This window comes from Streptomyces sp. LBL, assembly GCF_029893585.1.
In the GTDB taxonomy this organism is placed as follows: domain Bacteria; phylum Actinomycetota; class Actinomycetes; order Streptomycetales; family Streptomycetaceae; genus Streptomyces.
On record NZ_JARXYX010000004.1, the window covers coordinates 189,407 to 202,946 of the forward strand.

Consider the following 13,540-nt stretch of genomic DNA (forward strand, 5'->3'; position numbering starts at 1 on the left):
TGAACGAGGGACCGTGACGAGGTGACGAGGGCGGTCCTGGTCTGTCGGCGAGGTGAGCCGGTGACCGGGTGACGAGGGGAGTCCTCACCCCGGCCCCGCCCCCATCCCGGCCCCCACAATCCGCCCGTACTGCTCGCGGACCTCCCGGTACCGCAGCAACTCGGCCGCCACCGGATCCAGCACCCGGGCCCGACCGCACCCGGCCGCCGCCTCCCGCAGTCGCCGCTCCGCCTCCGTCCCGTACCGCCGGGCAGGCCCCCGCGCGGCGATCCGGCAGCTCCATTCGACGAGCGGGCCGCCGATGATCCCGGCCAGCATCAGCAGCACCGGCACGCCGAGGTTCGGCGCCATGAAGCCGATGATCTGGCCCACCAGCCACAGTCCGCCGACGACCTGGAGGATCGTCATCGACGCCTGCGCCAGCACGGCCGCCGGCCACCAGCCGGGTCGCGGCGGCCGCACCGACGGCAACCCGGCCCGCGCCGCCAACGCGTCCAGCGCCTCGGGCAGTCCCTGCGATCCGCGTACGGCCGCCTCGCGCACCGCCAGTGCCCAGGGAGCGGGCAGCCCGGCCGAGGCGCGGTCGGCGAGCGTCCGTACCGCCTGCTCGACGCGCTGACGGGCCGTGGCCTCCTCGTCGACCTGCGCACGCAACAGCAGTCGTCCGGTGGGGAGCTCGCTCCGACCCTGGTGCCAGTGCCACAGCCGCAGCCAAGGGGTTCCGCACGCGCGGTTGGCGTTGCGCTGCCACGCGCGTTCGGCCGCCTCACCCGCCGCGGTGGCGCCCACCGCGTCCGCGAGCCGCGCGGCGAACTCGTCCCGCGCCTCCTCACTGAGCCCGGTCCGCCGCCCGGTGGCGTAGACGGACCGCAGACGCCACGCTGCCGCGTCCACATCGGCCGAGATCCGACGCGCCGCGGCCCCGCGCTCCGCCAGGAACTGACTGAGCGCCTCCCGCAGTTCACCGACCCCGTCCCCGGTGAGCGCCGACAACGCGAGCACGGTGGTGCCCGGTTCGCCGTACTCCCCCAGTGCGATCCCGTCCTCGTCAAGCAGGCGCCGCAGGTCGTCGAGGACCTGTTCGGTGGCCTCCCCGGGCAGCCGGTCGATCTGGTTGAGCACGACGAACATGACCTCCGCGTGACCCGCCATGGGCCGCAGATAGCGCTCGTGCAGGATCGCGTCGGCGTACTTCTCGGGGTCGACGACCCAGATGACCGCGTCGACCAGCGCCAGGACGCGGTCCACCTGTTCGCGGTGCTGCACCGCGGCCGAGTCGTGGTCGGGCAGGTCGACCAGGACGAGCCCGCGCAACTGCGCCTCCGCCTGCGCGCTCTGCACCGGGCGCCGCCGCAGTCGACCCGGGAGGCCGAGACGGTCGATGAGACTCGCCGCGCCGTCGCTCCAACTGCACACGATGGGTGCGGCGGTGGTGGGCCGTCGTACGCCCGTCTCCGAAATGGTCACCCCGGCGAGCGCGTTGAACAACTGCGACTTGCCGCTGCCCGTCGCGCCCGCGATCGCGACCACGGTGTGCTGCCCGGACAGCCGCCGCCGTGCCACCGCCTCGTCGAGCACCCGGCCCGCCTCCGCGAGCGTCCGGCTGTCAAGGCGCGTACGGGACAGCCCCACCAGTTCCCGCAACGCGTCGAGCCGCGACCGAAGCGGCCCGTCGTAGGCGAGCGGGGTGACGGTCTGGGCACTGGACACTCTGGTCTCCATGACGACGGGCTGCGCCGCGGTCTCGTCGGTGACACGCCGCGCGATCAGACCGTCGTCCCAACCGGCTTCGGGGTCGGTACGGCCGGGAGCGTCCGTAGGCGGCGAGGTGTCCGTACGAGTCGAGGTGTCCGTATGACCGGAGGCGGAGCTGTTGCGCGCCACGCGCGCGTGGCAGCCGTTCGGGATTTCCTCGCGAGCTGTCGGCTCCTCCGGAGCTGCGGGAACTTCGGGAGCGGCCTTGTCGGCATGTCGCTTCCCGGCTGCCTCGCTGTCCGGATCCGCCTCCTCAGGGCGGCCGTACTTGGACCTGCCCTCTTCGTAGACGGCGTTTTCGGAACGCTCCTCCTCAGGACCCGTGTCACCCGAGCACCCTGCGTGATCCCTATGGCTTGTGTAGCCGGTGTGGCCGGTGTGGCCCATGTAGTCGGCATGGCCCGTCTGGCCCGTGTGATCTGTGTGGTTCATGTGGTTCATGTGGTCCGTGTGATCTGCATGGTCCGTGTGGTCCTGGTCTGTGACGGCGGTCACCGGTCACCTCTCCTTCTGCAGTACGGACAGCGCGGCGATGAGTTCGGCCTGCGGTTCGGGGTGGACGTCGAGGGCGTCGAACGGGGCGAGGCGGCGCTCGCGCTCGGTGTGCACGACCCGGTCCACGTGGTCGGCGAGCAGCCGCCCGCCCCGGTCGCGGAGCCGCAGCGCCCCGTGTGCGCCGATCCGCTCGGCGAGGCCCTCGCCGGCCGAGCGGGCCCTACGGCCGCCCAGCAGGGCGGTGGCGACGAGCGCGGCGATCACCTCGGGGTCCGGGGCGATGCTGCGGTCGAGGTCGCGGATCTCCTCCTCGGCGTACTCCTCCAGCTCCCGCCGCCAGCGGCGTACGGCCAGTCCGATGCGGTGTTCGGGGCTCTCCAGGGACGGGTCACGGCCGGTCAGCTCCGGGGCGCCGGCCGCCGGTTCGCGCCGCCAGGCGTCGTCGACGCGCTCGTCGGCGGCGGTGACGGCGCACAGCAGGAGGGCGCCGAGGCTCTCCACGAGCGCATCGAGGAGCTCACCGGCGGTGCAGTCGAGCGGGAAGGCCCGCCAGCGCTTCAGGGCGTCACCGGCGAGTACGGCCCCGGCCTGCAGCCGCCCCCGCACGCGCGCGTGCTCGCTGTCGTACGCCGATTCGACCGCGGAAGTGAGCCGCAGCGCGGCCGCGTACTGAGCGGCGGCGGCGCCGGCGAGCTCGGGCATCCGGGACTTGAGCGAGTCGAGGACGCCGTACGCCGTGCGGGCCAGGGAGTACTGACGAGCCGCCGGATCCTGCGCCTGATGGATCAGCCAGGTCCGCAGCGATGCCACGGCGCTGGCCGGCAACAGCCCGCCGCCCCAGGCGGACTCGGGCAGTTCGGGCACGGTGAAGCGGGGTACGTCGCCGAGGCCGGCCTTGGTGAGGAGGGCGGCGTACTGCCGCGAGACCTCGGCCACGACCTGGTGGGGTACCCGGTCGAGGACGGTGACGAGGGTGGCGTTGTACTCCTTGGCGGTGCGCAACAGGTGCCAGGGCACGGCGTCGGCGTAGCGGGCGGCCGTGGTGACCATCACCCAGATGTCGGCCGCGCAGATGAGTTCGGCGGCGAGGCAGCGGTTGTCGGCGACGAGGGAGTCGACGTCGGGCGCGTCGAGGAGGGCGAGGCCCGGCGGCAGGGTGTCGGCGGTCTCGATGCGCAGGACGCGCGCGGGATCCTCGCCGGGCAGCAGGAGTTCGTCCCCGGGTTCCTGGTGGGGCACCCACACGCGGGTGAGGTCGGGCAGCACGCGCATTCCGCTGAACCAGTGATGGTCCTCCGGATGGCAGACCAGCACCGGCGTGCGGGTGGTCGGCCGCAGCACGCCCGCCTCGCTGACACGGCGCCCGATGAGCGAGTTGACGAGTGTCGACTTACCGGCCCCCGTGGAACCGCCGATGACGACCAGCAAAGGCGCTTCGGGCTGTCTCAGCCGGGGCACCAGATAGTCGTCCAGTTGGGCGAGTAGTTCGTCGCGGTTGGCACGCGCGCGTGCCGCCCCCGCCAGGGGCAGCGGGAAGCGAGCGGCGGCGACACGGTCGCGCAGGGCGGAGAGTGCGTCGAGAAGCTGAGGCCGTACGTCCAAGGTCACCACATGCGAAGAATGCCCAATTTTAGGGGAATTCTGAAGCATATGCGCATGTCTGCGCGCCGATGGGACACAAGGGATGGAAGGGGCGACTGGGACATGGGCACAGTCCAGGCATAACGAGTGCACAACACCCGGGGCGTGAGACCCCAAAAGCGGTGCACGATTCGTACCTGCCTGCGATTATCGGGAGCGCTTCACTGAACCTCCACATCGAGTCACGGAGGCGAAGCAACAGGGACAAGGACGCGGGAGCCCTATTCTTGTCCCCGGCGACGTCACGGAACGACCCACACCCGGGCACCCACGACAGAGGCCACCACATCCGGCCCCCGTAGCTCAGTGGATAGAGCAGGCGCCTTCTAAGCGCTTGGCCGCAGGTTCGAGTCCTGCCGGGGGCGCATACCCCTCTCACCTGCGGAAACGCGTGAGGGGCTTTTACGTTTCCGGATGCACATCGCTCTAGAGCAGGCGCCTTCACCTGTCCGCAACCGCGGGTAACGGTGTAGCACCGGGTAGCACACCTTCGCTATCGTGGACAGCATGACAGCGCAGCCGGAGATCACTCAGCGCGATCTGCGCACCCGCTCCAAAGAGATCATGGACGCCGTCCAGGGAGGACAGGCGTTCACCGTCACCCGCGACGGGCATCGTGTCGGCGAGCTGATCCCGCTCCGCGGCCGTCGCCGCTTCGTTCCCCGCGCCGAGTTCGCGGCCATGTCGCGTACCGCCCCTGACATCTCGCTGGACGCCTTCCGCGACGACCAGGACGCCGTCGTCGAGCAGGAGTTGGACGACCCGTATGCCCGTTGAGCACGAGCAAGGCCTGCTCGACACCAACATCATGATCCTGCGCAAGTGGATCGACACCGACGAGCTACCTGCCGAGATGGCCATCAGCGCCATCACCCTCGCGGAACTCTCCGCAGGGCCCCACCAGGTGCGCGGCGGCGAGCAGAGCGACTACGACGAACACGCCGAGCGGGCCCGCCGCATGGACGTCCTGCAGCGCGCCGAAAACGAATTCGACCCCATCCCCTTCGACGTGGAGGCGGCCCGCATCTACGGCAGAATCTGCGCCGCCGTCGTCTCCACAGGCCGCAAGCCCCGTCGCCGTGTGGCCGACCTGATGATCGCCGCCGTCGCGGCCGCCGAGGGACTCCCCCTGTTCACCACCACCCCCGACGACTTCAAGGGCCTCGATGACTTGATCACCATCGTGCCCGTCACCCGGCCCGAGATCCTGCACGACCGGTAGTACCCCGTCCGGCCCCGCCCCTGCGCCGGAAGCCAAGGTGGTTCCCACTCCCGGTCGCGGACACCACCGCCCGTCACCAACTCACGTCACGCGAGAGCTCCGTCTGCACGGAGATGGCGCCCGGAGCCTCGGTGCCGGCACGCACCCATACAGTTATCCGATGACGCCGATCAAAAAGTTCCAAGTCACCCTCGACTGTGCGGAACCCGAGCGGCTCGCTCGTTTCTGGTGCGAGGTGCTGCGGTACGTCATACCGCCGCCACCGGCGGGGTTTGCCACTTGGGACGATTTCAAGCGCTCACAGCCACGTGAGCAGCGGGATTCCTGGTCCGCCTGCAGTGACCCCTCAGGAGTGGGCCCGCGACTGTACTTCGAGCGCGTCCCCGAAGGGAAGGCCGCCAAGAACCGGCTGCATCTTGACGTGCGGGTCGGCACCGGACTCGTGGGTAAAGAGCGCCTCGCCGCACTTGAGGCCGAGTGCGCCCGACTGGTCGCGCTCGGCGCCGTACACGTGCGAACGCTGTTTGCCGATGACGAGAACGAGTCGTGCATCCCGATGCAGGATATCGAGGGCAACGAGTTCTGTATCGACTGAGGGACCGCGAACGTGTCCTCGTCCTGCCCCCCATGGGTCAGGACGAGGACACACGGGACGGTAACCGGCCAAAGGTGCCCCGGAAATGACAGCAAGCGCCTTGACGATCTTCGTTCGCGAGGGACCTGCGTCTACGCCGGTGAGCACATCGCTTAGGCCCTGACACCTTCTAAGCGCTTGGCCGCAGGTTCGAGTCCTGCCGGGGGCGCCCAAAAGATGGCTGGTCAACGCCCGTGCGGGCGGCCAGCGGGGTCACCGTCCGCGCGGTCAGATCCGTCAGCTGGGTGGCGGTCGCGGCCGGGATGGTCACCTGGATCTGAATTTCGCGGCGCGTACGTAGGTAGCGGACCTCCAGCCGGTAGGCGTCGTAGAGCTGTCGCTGGGCCTCTTCGGACAGCGTGCCCAGCCGGACGCCGAGCTGGGGCAGCAAGTTGATCAGCTCCGGAGTGGCAGGAGGCCGAGCAGGAGGCGCTCGGCGGGCTGGCCCAGGCGCTGCGGGTGGTGGACCTGGATCACCCGGAGATGGACTGGGAGTTGCTGCGGTCGGCGGACCGGGCCGTGCACCGGCTGCGGCATGCCGAGCGGCGCCGGTCCCGGGAGGTTGCCGGTGGGGACGGGACGTCGGTCCGGCTCGGCCGCCTGCACGCGTCCCACGGCAGCTGCGCCGAGGTGGGCGGTTCTCTCCTGCCGGGTTCGACGGACGGGGGTGAGGAGTTCGGGGTTCTGGTGCGGGCGATGAGCGAGGGAGTCATCGACCGCGCGGAGGCCGAACTGATCGCCCGCAGCCGCTTGGCGGGCTAGTCGATGACTCATCTCGCCGCCCGCAGCGAGATGAGTGTGCGCCAGCTCTACCGTCGCCGCACTGCGGCCGAGCAGCGTCTGGTCGCGCATCTCGCCCTGGACGGCCGCGAGGCGTAGCCGTCGTACCGGAGGAAAGATCTTCGTCTCCGGATGGCAGAGCGGGGCGGCCGAAGTCTCCATACCCGGCAGAAGACCTTGTTCCGCTTCCGTGGCCAGGAGTCGGAGCAAGGGGATCCCTGGCGGGCCGGTTCAGCCGGCCCGCCCGAGGGTCCCGTGGGTGCCGGTCCGGGTGGCCGTCTTCGTGCTGACACCACCCGAGACAACCCGTCTCGGCGAAGGCCGGAAGCGCTGGTCAGGAAGTTGATCGATATTGCCCGTGCCTGCCCAGAGCGGCTCCGGAGTCTCACGGAGCGCCATGCGACTCCGGCTGATCCTGACGATCTCCGTCCCCGCGTAGCGACGCGGTTCCACGCGTCCCGGAACCATGCGAAGCCGCAGTACCTTGGCCGCCATGCATGTAGGAAGCGAAGAGACCCGGCTGATCTGTGTGCGCGGGAACTCAGCAAGCGGGAAGAGCTCAGTAGCAGCCGGAATCCGTTCTCAATTCGGCCGTGGGATCGCCCTGGTGGGACAGGACAACATCCGCCGTGTCCTACTCAGGGAGCGGGACCGCCCGGAGGCCGCGAACATCGGCTTGATCGACCTGACCGCGAGATACGCGCTGGACGCCGGGTACCACGTCATCCTCGAAGGCATCCTCTACGTCGCACACTACGGCGACATGCTCCAGCAGTTGATCGCCGACCACCAGGGCCGGACGCACTGCTACTACCTTGACGTCCCCTTCGAGCAGACGTTGGAGCGGCACGCGACCAAGCCAATCGCCGACGACGTCAACGAGAGCCAGCTACGCGAGTGGTTCCGGCCCCTCGATCTCCTGCCCGGCGGTATCGAGACCGTCCTCGGTTGTGACAGCAGTCTGGATGCGACCGTAGACCGCATCATGAAGGACTCGGAGCTCGCCGTTCTTGCCGAGACACCACGCTGACCACACATCGAGCGACGGCTCGGAACCGGTCGAACTCAGCGGGGGCGACGCTCCTTTCGCCTGTCACTCTTCGGACTGAACCGCGAGCAACGTCGCTACCTCCCCCGCACAGCCCCAGGACAAAGTGACCCCAGCTCCTCCATGGCCGTAGTTGTGAATCACAGGAGTTCCTGCACGCCGGTGATCGGCCTCGACCCGAACCTCGGGGCGCGTCGGCCGCTGTCCCACGCGGTGCTCGATGACGCGGGCCTTGGCAAGGCGAGGATCGATGGCCGCGTTGCGATCGACAACGCCGCGCGCGGCCGGTTCCACAGCCTCGGCGAGGTACTCATCCTCGATCGCCGTACCTCCCAGGACGATGGTGTCGCCGTGCGGGTAAGTACAGACGAGTTCCGGGGAGTACCCGGTGTCCTCGGAGAAGAACTCTGTGATGCCGGGGTTCTCGACGACGACGTGCTGGCCTTGGATGGGCCGGAGTTCAGGGTCTGCGGCCAGGAGGGCGGCGCCCATCCCGGAGCAGTTCACGACGGCCGCTGCCTCGGTGATGTCGTCGAGGGAGGCGAGGGTGCGCTGCTCCAGGGTGCCGCCCGCCCTCTGGGGCGCTGGTGTGTGGCTTCCCGAGGTTTGCGACCACAGCAAGCCCGGCCGCTGAACAGCGCCCACTGCACCTACTGCCCCGCTTCCGGAACAACCGGCACCAGCCGCGTCCGACCCTCCACCCGCACCGTCGCGCAAATCCGCAGGTCAGCGCCGTGCGCGTGACCAGCCATGTTTTGGGGCACCTGCCGGGGGCGCCACTGACATCACGTCAGAGTGGCTGCGTTTCGCCTGGTCAGACCGCGTCTGGCCCGAATGGATTTCCAGCGTACGCCGATTCGCCATGCAGCGCCGGAGTCCGGCCGACACGGGGCCCCTACGGGCGTCTGCCCCCCCCCCAGCGTCCCCCCTGCCGACGGCGGCGGCTGAATCCCGGTTCTGGATCCTGACCCGGTTCGGGCGGTCGAGTTCTGACCCACCGGGTCCGGTTGCCGGCGTTAACCGGCCGCAGCGCCGACGGAGCCATGTGGGGCGAACTCGGCGGCGCCGACCAGGTCAGGCGACGGAGCCGCGCGCAAGGTCTTCGCGCGCGACGGACTGAACGCCTCCATGGCCTCCGTGGCCCGTGAGGCAGGCGTGGGGATCGCCACCATGTTCCGCCGCTTCCCCACCAAGGAAGAGCTGGTCGCCGCCGTCTTCGCCGACCGTATGGACGCCTACGCCGACGCGGTCGCCGCCGCCCTCGACGACCCCGACCCCTGGCACGGCTTCACCGGCTACATCGAGACCGCCTGCGCCATGCAGGCCGCCGACTACGGCTTCGCCGACGTCCTGACCACGACCTTCCCCACCGCCAAGGCGATGGAGCAGCGCCGCAACGAGGCGTACGAGGGCATGGTCGAACTCATCGGCCGCGCCAAGGCCACCGGCCGTCTGCGTGCGGACTTCGACCCCTCGGACCTGGTCCTGATCCACATGGCCAACGCCGGTGTCGTCAACGCCACCGGCGAGGCCGCCCCCGACGCCTGGCGACGCGTCGTCGCCCTCATGATCCAGTCCCTTGAGGCTCCAGCCCGCGGCCCCCTGCCCGCCTCACCCGAACACGACGCCCTCTACCGGGCCATGCGCCGCGCCGGCCCGGCGGGCACCACCACACCGCAGCCGGGGTGGAGCGGGCGCGGGTTCGGGGTGGAGCGGGCGCGGGGCCCGGGGTGGAGCGGGCGCGGGGAGCGGGGTGGAGCGGGCGCGGGGAGCGGGGTGGAGCGGGCGCGGGGAGGAGCAGGCGCGGGGAGCGGGTGCGGGCCGGAACGGGCGCGCTACGCGTACCGGTAGATCCGGTCGTGGTCCTCCAGCTCCTCCGGTGTCACGTCCCACGGCGGCAGCTTCTCCTGCCATGCGACGACCCTGCCGTGCTGGGCGTCGCCCCGAGGGAGCGGCTCGGCGGGAAGGTAGCGGGCATCTCGGTGCCGCTGCTGCCAGCGGGACCACTGGAGGTCGACGAAGGCGTGATGCAGCCAGAAGACCGGGTCGTTGACGGACGCGCTGCTGACCATGTGGCCCCCCACCCAACGGTGGACCCTGTTGTGGTTGCGCCACGACGCCGGGGGGCGCCCGGGCCCCCACCCCTCCATCCTGTTACGGAATCCCTTGGCGGAGGTGGAGTCCCAGGGAGCCTGGTCGTACAGGGCATCGGCGAGAGCCGCCTCCAGTTCCGCGGACGTCGGCAGGGCGATCGGGTTCTTGGCCCGGCCCAGATCGCGCGTGAGGTACCGGGTGTCGGTCACCCCTTCCGTGATGGTCCACTGGCCGTGACGGAAGGCGAAGGGCCCCGACATGACCTGCCGGTCGGAACTCCGCCCGGTGCCCCCGAGCAGATCCTCGGTCCACGGCAGGGCCGTCCGGCTGCGGTCGCGGGTCCAGTCCCAGTAGGGCACCGTCACCGAGTCGTCCACCCGGCGCAGCGCCTGCTCCAGATCCAGCACGAACTTGCGGTGCCACGGCAGGAAGGAGGGCGCCATGTGGGCGGCACGCAGGCCGCTCTCGCCGTCGGACACGAAGTGCTCGATGTGCGTGCGCACGAACTCGCCGTACTCACCGCGGCGTTTGAGCTCGAGCAGCGCGTCGACGAACCGGCGCACCTCGGAGCGGGTGAGCGTGCTGACGTCCTTACGCGTGTACACCATGGAGATGGTCCTCCAGAGATCCCGGACGCCCGCTCGGCGTACTGCTGTCGTCCCCGCGTCCGCCGGATCCGCCCGGCGCCTCCAGCTGTGCGGTGGGGCCCAGTTCGTCCACGGCGGCACGCGCGGCGGCGAGTGGGGTCGGATACGACTGGTAGTGGTCGATCATGGTCATCCAGCTGCCGTCCGCCCGGCGCATCAGGTGCAACGGGCGTCCGTCCACGGTGACCTGCCACATTCCGGAGGCGTGGTCCCCGGGGGCGCCGACGTCGTACCCGATGACGGTGATACGCCGCCCGCGATACGTCTCGGCGAACCACGCCTTCTGCGGCATCGATCGTCCCGAGGCCGACGGGGGCGACAGGAGTGACAGAGCCGACAAGGCCGACGCCGTCGCCGCCGTGGTGCCCGAGGCGAACAGTCCCCACAGCATCCACCGCCGCCCCACGGGCTTCGCGGGGTACGAGGTGGTGGTCACCGGTCTGGTCAAGGTTCCTCCGAAGTCACAGCGGAGCCCGCGGCACGTGATCCGGGACGTCGCACCGAGGGTCCGCACACTCGGAGCGACATCGGTCCCGGCTGTCCGCGGGCACCGGCTCGGTTCTACAGTCCGCGGCCGAACAGGGAGAAGCTCGTCTGCTGGGTCGCGCTCTGCCGCTGTGCGTTGTGGGCGCTGGGCAGGGCCTCCTTGCCGTCCGTACCGAGCGCGCTCAGGGGCTGCGTCGGCTGCACCCTGACGGGCCCCCCGGCGACCTCCTTGACCACTCCGGCAAGGCCCATGTCCTTGGCCGCGGTGCCGTCGTGGGCGACAGCGGGCGCGGCGGCAGCGGCGGCAGCAGCCACGGCCATGGCCCCGGCGACGAGGGCGGCAGCCTTCAGAGACTTCATGGTGGGTCCTTTCTTCGGCGAACGCGCAAATCCCCGGAGGGAATTGCTTCCCCGCGTTCAACGAGCCCGGAGAGTCCTGGAAACTCCCTTCCGGGAAACTTCCCCTGACGCATGCAAAGGCTCACCCACAGGAATGATCTTTTCCGTGCGACTTTTCCCATCCTCCTACGAACGGCCGACGTGCGGCGCGCCGAAAGACGCCGAAGGCCGACTCCGCACGGTGCGGAATCGGCCTGTTCGAAGCAACACTCGAAGCGCCGGAGCGCCGGAGCGCCAAGGGGAGCCGAGGAGCGCCAGTTCAGGCGACGGCGGACAGCGAGGACCGCGGCATCGTCACTTGCCCAGCGGCAGACCACCGAGCAGCGACTTCTGACCGGTCAGAGCGGAGGCCGGGTCCTGCAGCGTGTTCGTCACCGGCTTGGTGTTCTTCGCGACGTCGAGCCCGCCCGTGCCCCGGGTCAGCGTCTTCACCGCGCCGTTCAGGCCGGAGACCGGCGTGTCCACGGCGAACGCGGGCGCGGCTGCGCCGGCGATGACAAGGGACCCGGCAACAACAGCGGCAGCCTTCAAAGACTTCATCGTGTTCCTTTCTTTCGGCAGGTAAACAGCCGGAGGGAATGCTGACGTCCTACCCAACGAGCCCCGGACGATCCGGAAACCGGGCAGCCCGAAGATTGCCGAGTCCTCATATGAGATCCCGGAAACACGGAATCGGAAGGCCGGGGACACGAACGAGGAAGAGCTGAGGAGAAGAAGAGCGGAAAAGCGGCTCCACCGAACCATGGAGCCCGGCCCCGCCGCCGAACCATGAGGCCCGCCGACGGAACGACAACGCCTCACCCACGGAACGACAGCGCCTCACCCACGAAGCGCCTGTGCCTCACCGACGGAACAACAGCGCCTTGGCCACAGAGCGACAGCGCCTCACCGACGGAGCAGGGGGCCCTCGCCATCGGAGCGGGACGCTCTCGCCCTCGACCGGCTGTTCCGGCGTGACCGAGCAGACACCAGGTCACATTTCACCACTCCGACACTTTCGCCGGGTTTCACCGAATTTGTTCCTTTCGCGTCTAGAGTTGCACATCTCCGGCGTGCCCCCTACGGCACGAACGCACCTCTCCTTCATGCCGTCCTCCTCTCGCCCTCATGCCTCGCACACTTTCCGGAAGGGCAACCCCGGTCATGCGCAACTCCCTGTTCCCCCCGCTGCGTCATGCGACGGTCGCCACCCTTGCCCTGGCCGGGATCTGCGCACCCGGCGCCCTGGCCGCCCCCGCGGCGCCGCCGTCACCGGAGAAGGACCGTCTCCCGTTCACGGAGCGGTACCACGCCCTCCAGCACGGCGGCATCGTGCGCGCGGCCAACGCCTCCGTCAGCTGCCGTGCGGCACAAGCGGTCACCGCGGGATCGAAGGCGCCCTCTTGTTCGTCCGTACGCAAGGGCAAGGCCGCCGGGGTGAACGGCCACTTCGGGATGACCTACATCGACGTCGACAAGGACCCCAACACGTACAACTCCTCGCGCGCGGAGGTCCGTCTGCCCAAGGGGTCACGGGTCAGCTACGCGCGGCTGTACTGGGGCGGCAACCTCCGGGTCGGTGAGCAGAAGCCGCAGAAGGACAACGGGCGCGTGCTGATCGCCGAGCCCGGCGGGGCCTACAAGGAGCTTCTCGCGGACACGGTGGTCGGCCACCGCGTGGCGAACGGCGCGGACGCCTTCCAGGCTTCGGCGAATGTCACTCGGCTGGTGCGGGACAGCAAGCCGGGCCTGTACACCGTGGCGCAGGTGAATGTGGCGAAGGGGAGGTCGAGGGCGGGCGCGTGGGGCGGCTGGACGCTGGTGGTGGCGTACGAGAACCGGGCGCAGCCGCTGCGGCGTCTGGCCCTCTGGGACGGCTTCGACGCGCTGCACTCGAGAAACTCGAAAGACTCGAAAACGGGGCTCGGACTCGGGAGGTTCGGGCTGCGCTTCCCGGCGGGTGCCGGGGGCCGCGCGGGCCTGGTGACGTACGACGGCGACCGTGGCCTGAGCGGCGAAAGCCTCCGCCTCACGACCACCCGTAGGGCCGCGGGTGCCGAGCGCACCGCCGTCACCGCGCTCACCGGCCCCGCCAACCCGCGCGGCGACGTCCTCAACTCCACGATCAGCCAGCCCGGGACGTTCCAGCCGAAGCGGGTGCCGGCGTACGCCAACACCCTCGGCTACGACTCGGACGTGTTCGATCTCGCACCGGCTCTGCGGCACGGCGGCAACCGGCTGGCCTTCCGGCTGACTTCGCCGAAGGACCAGGCGTGGGCGGGCGCGCTGTTCGCCGCCGTAGACGCCCAGCGGTGAGCGTACTTCTTCCGAACCGAGCGCCACTGTCAGCGAGGACATCG

15 protein-coding genes, 1 tRNA gene and 1 pseudogene are annotated in these 13,540 nt (G+C 70.0%); 9 read left to right on the forward strand and 8 right to left on the reverse strand.

The features are described from left to right. Positions 1 to 84: 84 nt before the first annotated feature. A complete protein-coding gene (locus M2271_RS06310; protein ID WP_280886097.1) occupies positions 85 to 2,250 on the reverse strand; it encodes a YfjP family GTPase in 2,166 nt (721 codons plus the stop codon). 3 nt (positions 2,251 to 2,253) lie between these two features. After that, positions 2,254 to 3,861 (reverse strand): dynamin family protein, encoded by a 1,608-nt coding sequence (locus M2271_RS06315; RefSeq protein WP_280886098.1) that lies wholly within the window; start codon positions 3,859 to 3,861, stop codon positions 2,254 to 2,256. Positions 3,862 to 4,183: 322 nt separating this feature from the next. On the opposite strand from M2271_RS06315, the gene M2271_RS06320 reads away from it, so the two are divergent. The 4 genes from M2271_RS06320 to M2271_RS06335 all read left to right on the forward strand — a co-directional run bounded on the left by M2271_RS06320 (position 4,184) and on the right by M2271_RS06335 (position 5,708). Next, a tRNA-Arg gene (locus tag M2271_RS06320) sits at positions 4,184 to 4,256 on the forward strand. Between the two features lie 142 nt (positions 4,257 to 4,398). Continuing rightward, positions 4,399 to 4,668 carry a prevent-host-death protein gene (locus tag M2271_RS06325; protein ID WP_187828868.1) on the forward strand — a complete coding sequence of 90 codons (270 nt, stop codon included), beginning with the start codon at positions 4,399 to 4,401 and terminating at the stop codon, positions 4,666 to 4,668. Continuing rightward, complete coding sequence (locus M2271_RS06330) at positions 4,658 to 5,113, forward strand: type II toxin-antitoxin system VapC family toxin (RefSeq protein WP_280886099.1); 456 nt, start codon at positions 4,658 to 4,660, stop codon at positions 5,111 to 5,113. Before M2271_RS06325 ends, M2271_RS06330 begins: the two co-directional genes overlap by 11 nt. Positions 5,114 to 5,273: 160 nt before the next feature. Continuing rightward, the gene (locus M2271_RS06335; protein WP_280886100.1) at positions 5,274 to 5,708 is read left to right on the forward strand and encodes a VOC family protein; all 435 of its coding nucleotides are present in this window, start codon (positions 5,274 to 5,276) and stop codon (positions 5,706 to 5,708) included. A gap of 169 nt (positions 5,709 to 5,877) precedes the next feature. Here M2271_RS06335 and M2271_RS06340 read toward each other — a convergent pair whose 3' ends face one another. Further along, entirely contained in the window at positions 5,878 to 6,138 is a 261-nt protein-coding gene (locus M2271_RS06340; protein ID WP_280886101.1) for a hypothetical protein, read from the reverse strand. Positions 6,139 to 6,206: 68 nt separating this feature from the next. On the opposite strand from M2271_RS06340, the gene M2271_RS06345 reads away from it, so the two are divergent. After that, positions 6,207 to 6,509 carry a hypothetical protein gene (locus M2271_RS06345; RefSeq protein WP_280886102.1) on the forward strand — a complete coding sequence of 101 codons (303 nt, stop codon included), beginning with the start codon at positions 6,207 to 6,209 and terminating at the stop codon, positions 6,507 to 6,509. 484 nt (positions 6,510 to 6,993) lie between these two features. Next, positions 6,994 to 7,557, forward strand: a complete 564-nt coding sequence (locus M2271_RS06350; RefSeq protein WP_280886103.1) for an AAA family ATPase — start codon at positions 6,994 to 6,996, stop codon at positions 7,555 to 7,557. Between the two features lie 63 nt (positions 7,558 to 7,620). Here M2271_RS06350 and M2271_RS06355 read toward each other — a convergent pair whose 3' ends face one another. Continuing rightward, positions 7,621 to 8,220, reverse strand: coding sequence for an FAD-dependent oxidoreductase (locus M2271_RS06355; protein ID WP_348539148.1), 600 nt, complete (start codon positions 8,218 to 8,220; stop codon positions 7,621 to 7,623). A 453-nt stretch (positions 8,221 to 8,673) separates the two neighbouring features. Here M2271_RS06355 and M2271_RS42465 point away from each other — a divergent pair. Further along, positions 8,674 to 8,778, forward strand: a pseudogene (locus tag M2271_RS42465) (TetR family transcriptional regulator); the annotation flags it as partial. Positions 8,779 to 8,802: 24 nt separating this feature from the next. Beyond that, positions 8,803 to 9,426, forward strand: a complete 624-nt coding sequence (locus tag M2271_RS06360) for a hypothetical protein (RefSeq protein WP_348539150.1) — start codon at positions 8,803 to 8,805, stop codon at positions 9,424 to 9,426. On the opposite strand, the gene M2271_RS06365 is transcribed toward M2271_RS06360, so the two are convergent. The 4 genes from M2271_RS06365 to M2271_RS06380 form a co-directional block, all read right to left on the reverse strand. Next, a complete protein-coding gene (locus M2271_RS06365) occupies positions 9,411 to 10,277 on the reverse strand; it encodes a tyrosinase family protein (protein ID WP_280886104.1) in 867 nt (288 codons plus the stop codon). The two genes, M2271_RS06360 and M2271_RS06365, sit on opposite strands and share 16 nt — an antisense overlap. Then, positions 10,261 to 10,764: a tyrosinase cofactor gene (locus tag M2271_RS06370; protein ID WP_280886105.1), complete on the reverse strand. Its 504-nt coding sequence runs from the start codon at positions 10,762 to 10,764 to the stop codon at positions 10,261 to 10,263. The genes M2271_RS06365 and M2271_RS06370 overlap by 17 nt, the downstream gene beginning before the upstream one ends. Before the next feature lie 113 nt (positions 10,765 to 10,877). Continuing rightward, positions 10,878 to 11,162 (reverse strand): hypothetical protein, encoded by a 285-nt coding sequence (locus tag M2271_RS06375; protein ID WP_280886106.1) that lies wholly within the window; start codon positions 11,160 to 11,162, stop codon positions 10,878 to 10,880. 333 nt (positions 11,163 to 11,495) lie between these two features. Beyond that, a complete protein-coding gene (locus tag M2271_RS06380) occupies positions 11,496 to 11,741 on the reverse strand; it encodes a hypothetical protein (protein WP_280886107.1) in 246 nt (81 codons plus the stop codon). A 603-nt stretch (positions 11,742 to 12,344) separates the two neighbouring features. On the opposite strand from M2271_RS06380, the gene M2271_RS06385 reads away from it, so the two are divergent. After that, the gene (locus M2271_RS06385; RefSeq protein WP_280886108.1) at positions 12,345 to 13,496 is read left to right on the forward strand and encodes a DUF3344 domain-containing protein; all 1,152 of its coding nucleotides are present in this window, start codon (positions 12,345 to 12,347) and stop codon (positions 13,494 to 13,496) included. Positions 13,497 to 13,540 lie beyond the last annotated feature (44 nt).

What these genes read in the sequence shown, in the direction of transcription:
- M2271_RS06335 (WP_280886100.1), top strand. Translation starts at nt 5,274, where the DNA reads ATGACGCCGATCAAAAAGTTCCAAGTCACCCTCGACTGTGCGGAACCC.
- M2271_RS06380 (WP_280886107.1), bottom strand. Translation starts at nt 11,741, where the DNA reads ATGAAGTCTTTGAAGGCTGCCGCTGTTGTTGCCGGGTCCCTTGTCATC.
- M2271_RS06360 (WP_348539150.1), top strand. Translation starts at nt 8,803, where the DNA reads ATGGACGCCTACGCCGACGCGGTCGCCGCCGCCCTCGACGACCCCGAC.
- M2271_RS06365 (WP_280886104.1), bottom strand. Translation starts at nt 10,277, where the DNA reads ATGGTGTACACGCGTAAGGACGTCAGCACGCTCACCCGCTCCGAGGTG.
- M2271_RS06325 (WP_187828868.1), top strand. Translation starts at nt 4,399, where the DNA reads ATGACAGCGCAGCCGGAGATCACTCAGCGCGATCTGCGCACCCGCTCC.
- M2271_RS06330 (WP_280886099.1), top strand. Translation starts at nt 4,658, where the DNA reads ATGCCCGTTGAGCACGAGCAAGGCCTGCTCGACACCAACATCATGATC.
- M2271_RS06350 (WP_280886103.1), top strand. Translation starts at nt 6,994, where the DNA reads ATGCGAAGCCGCAGTACCTTGGCCGCCATGCATGTAGGAAGCGAAGAG.
- M2271_RS06385 (WP_280886108.1), top strand. Translation starts at nt 12,345, where the DNA reads ATGCGCAACTCCCTGTTCCCCCCGCTGCGTCATGCGACGGTCGCCACC.
- M2271_RS06375 (WP_280886106.1), bottom strand. Translation starts at nt 11,162, where the DNA reads ATGAAGTCTCTGAAGGCTGCCGCCCTCGTCGCCGGGGCCATGGCCGTG.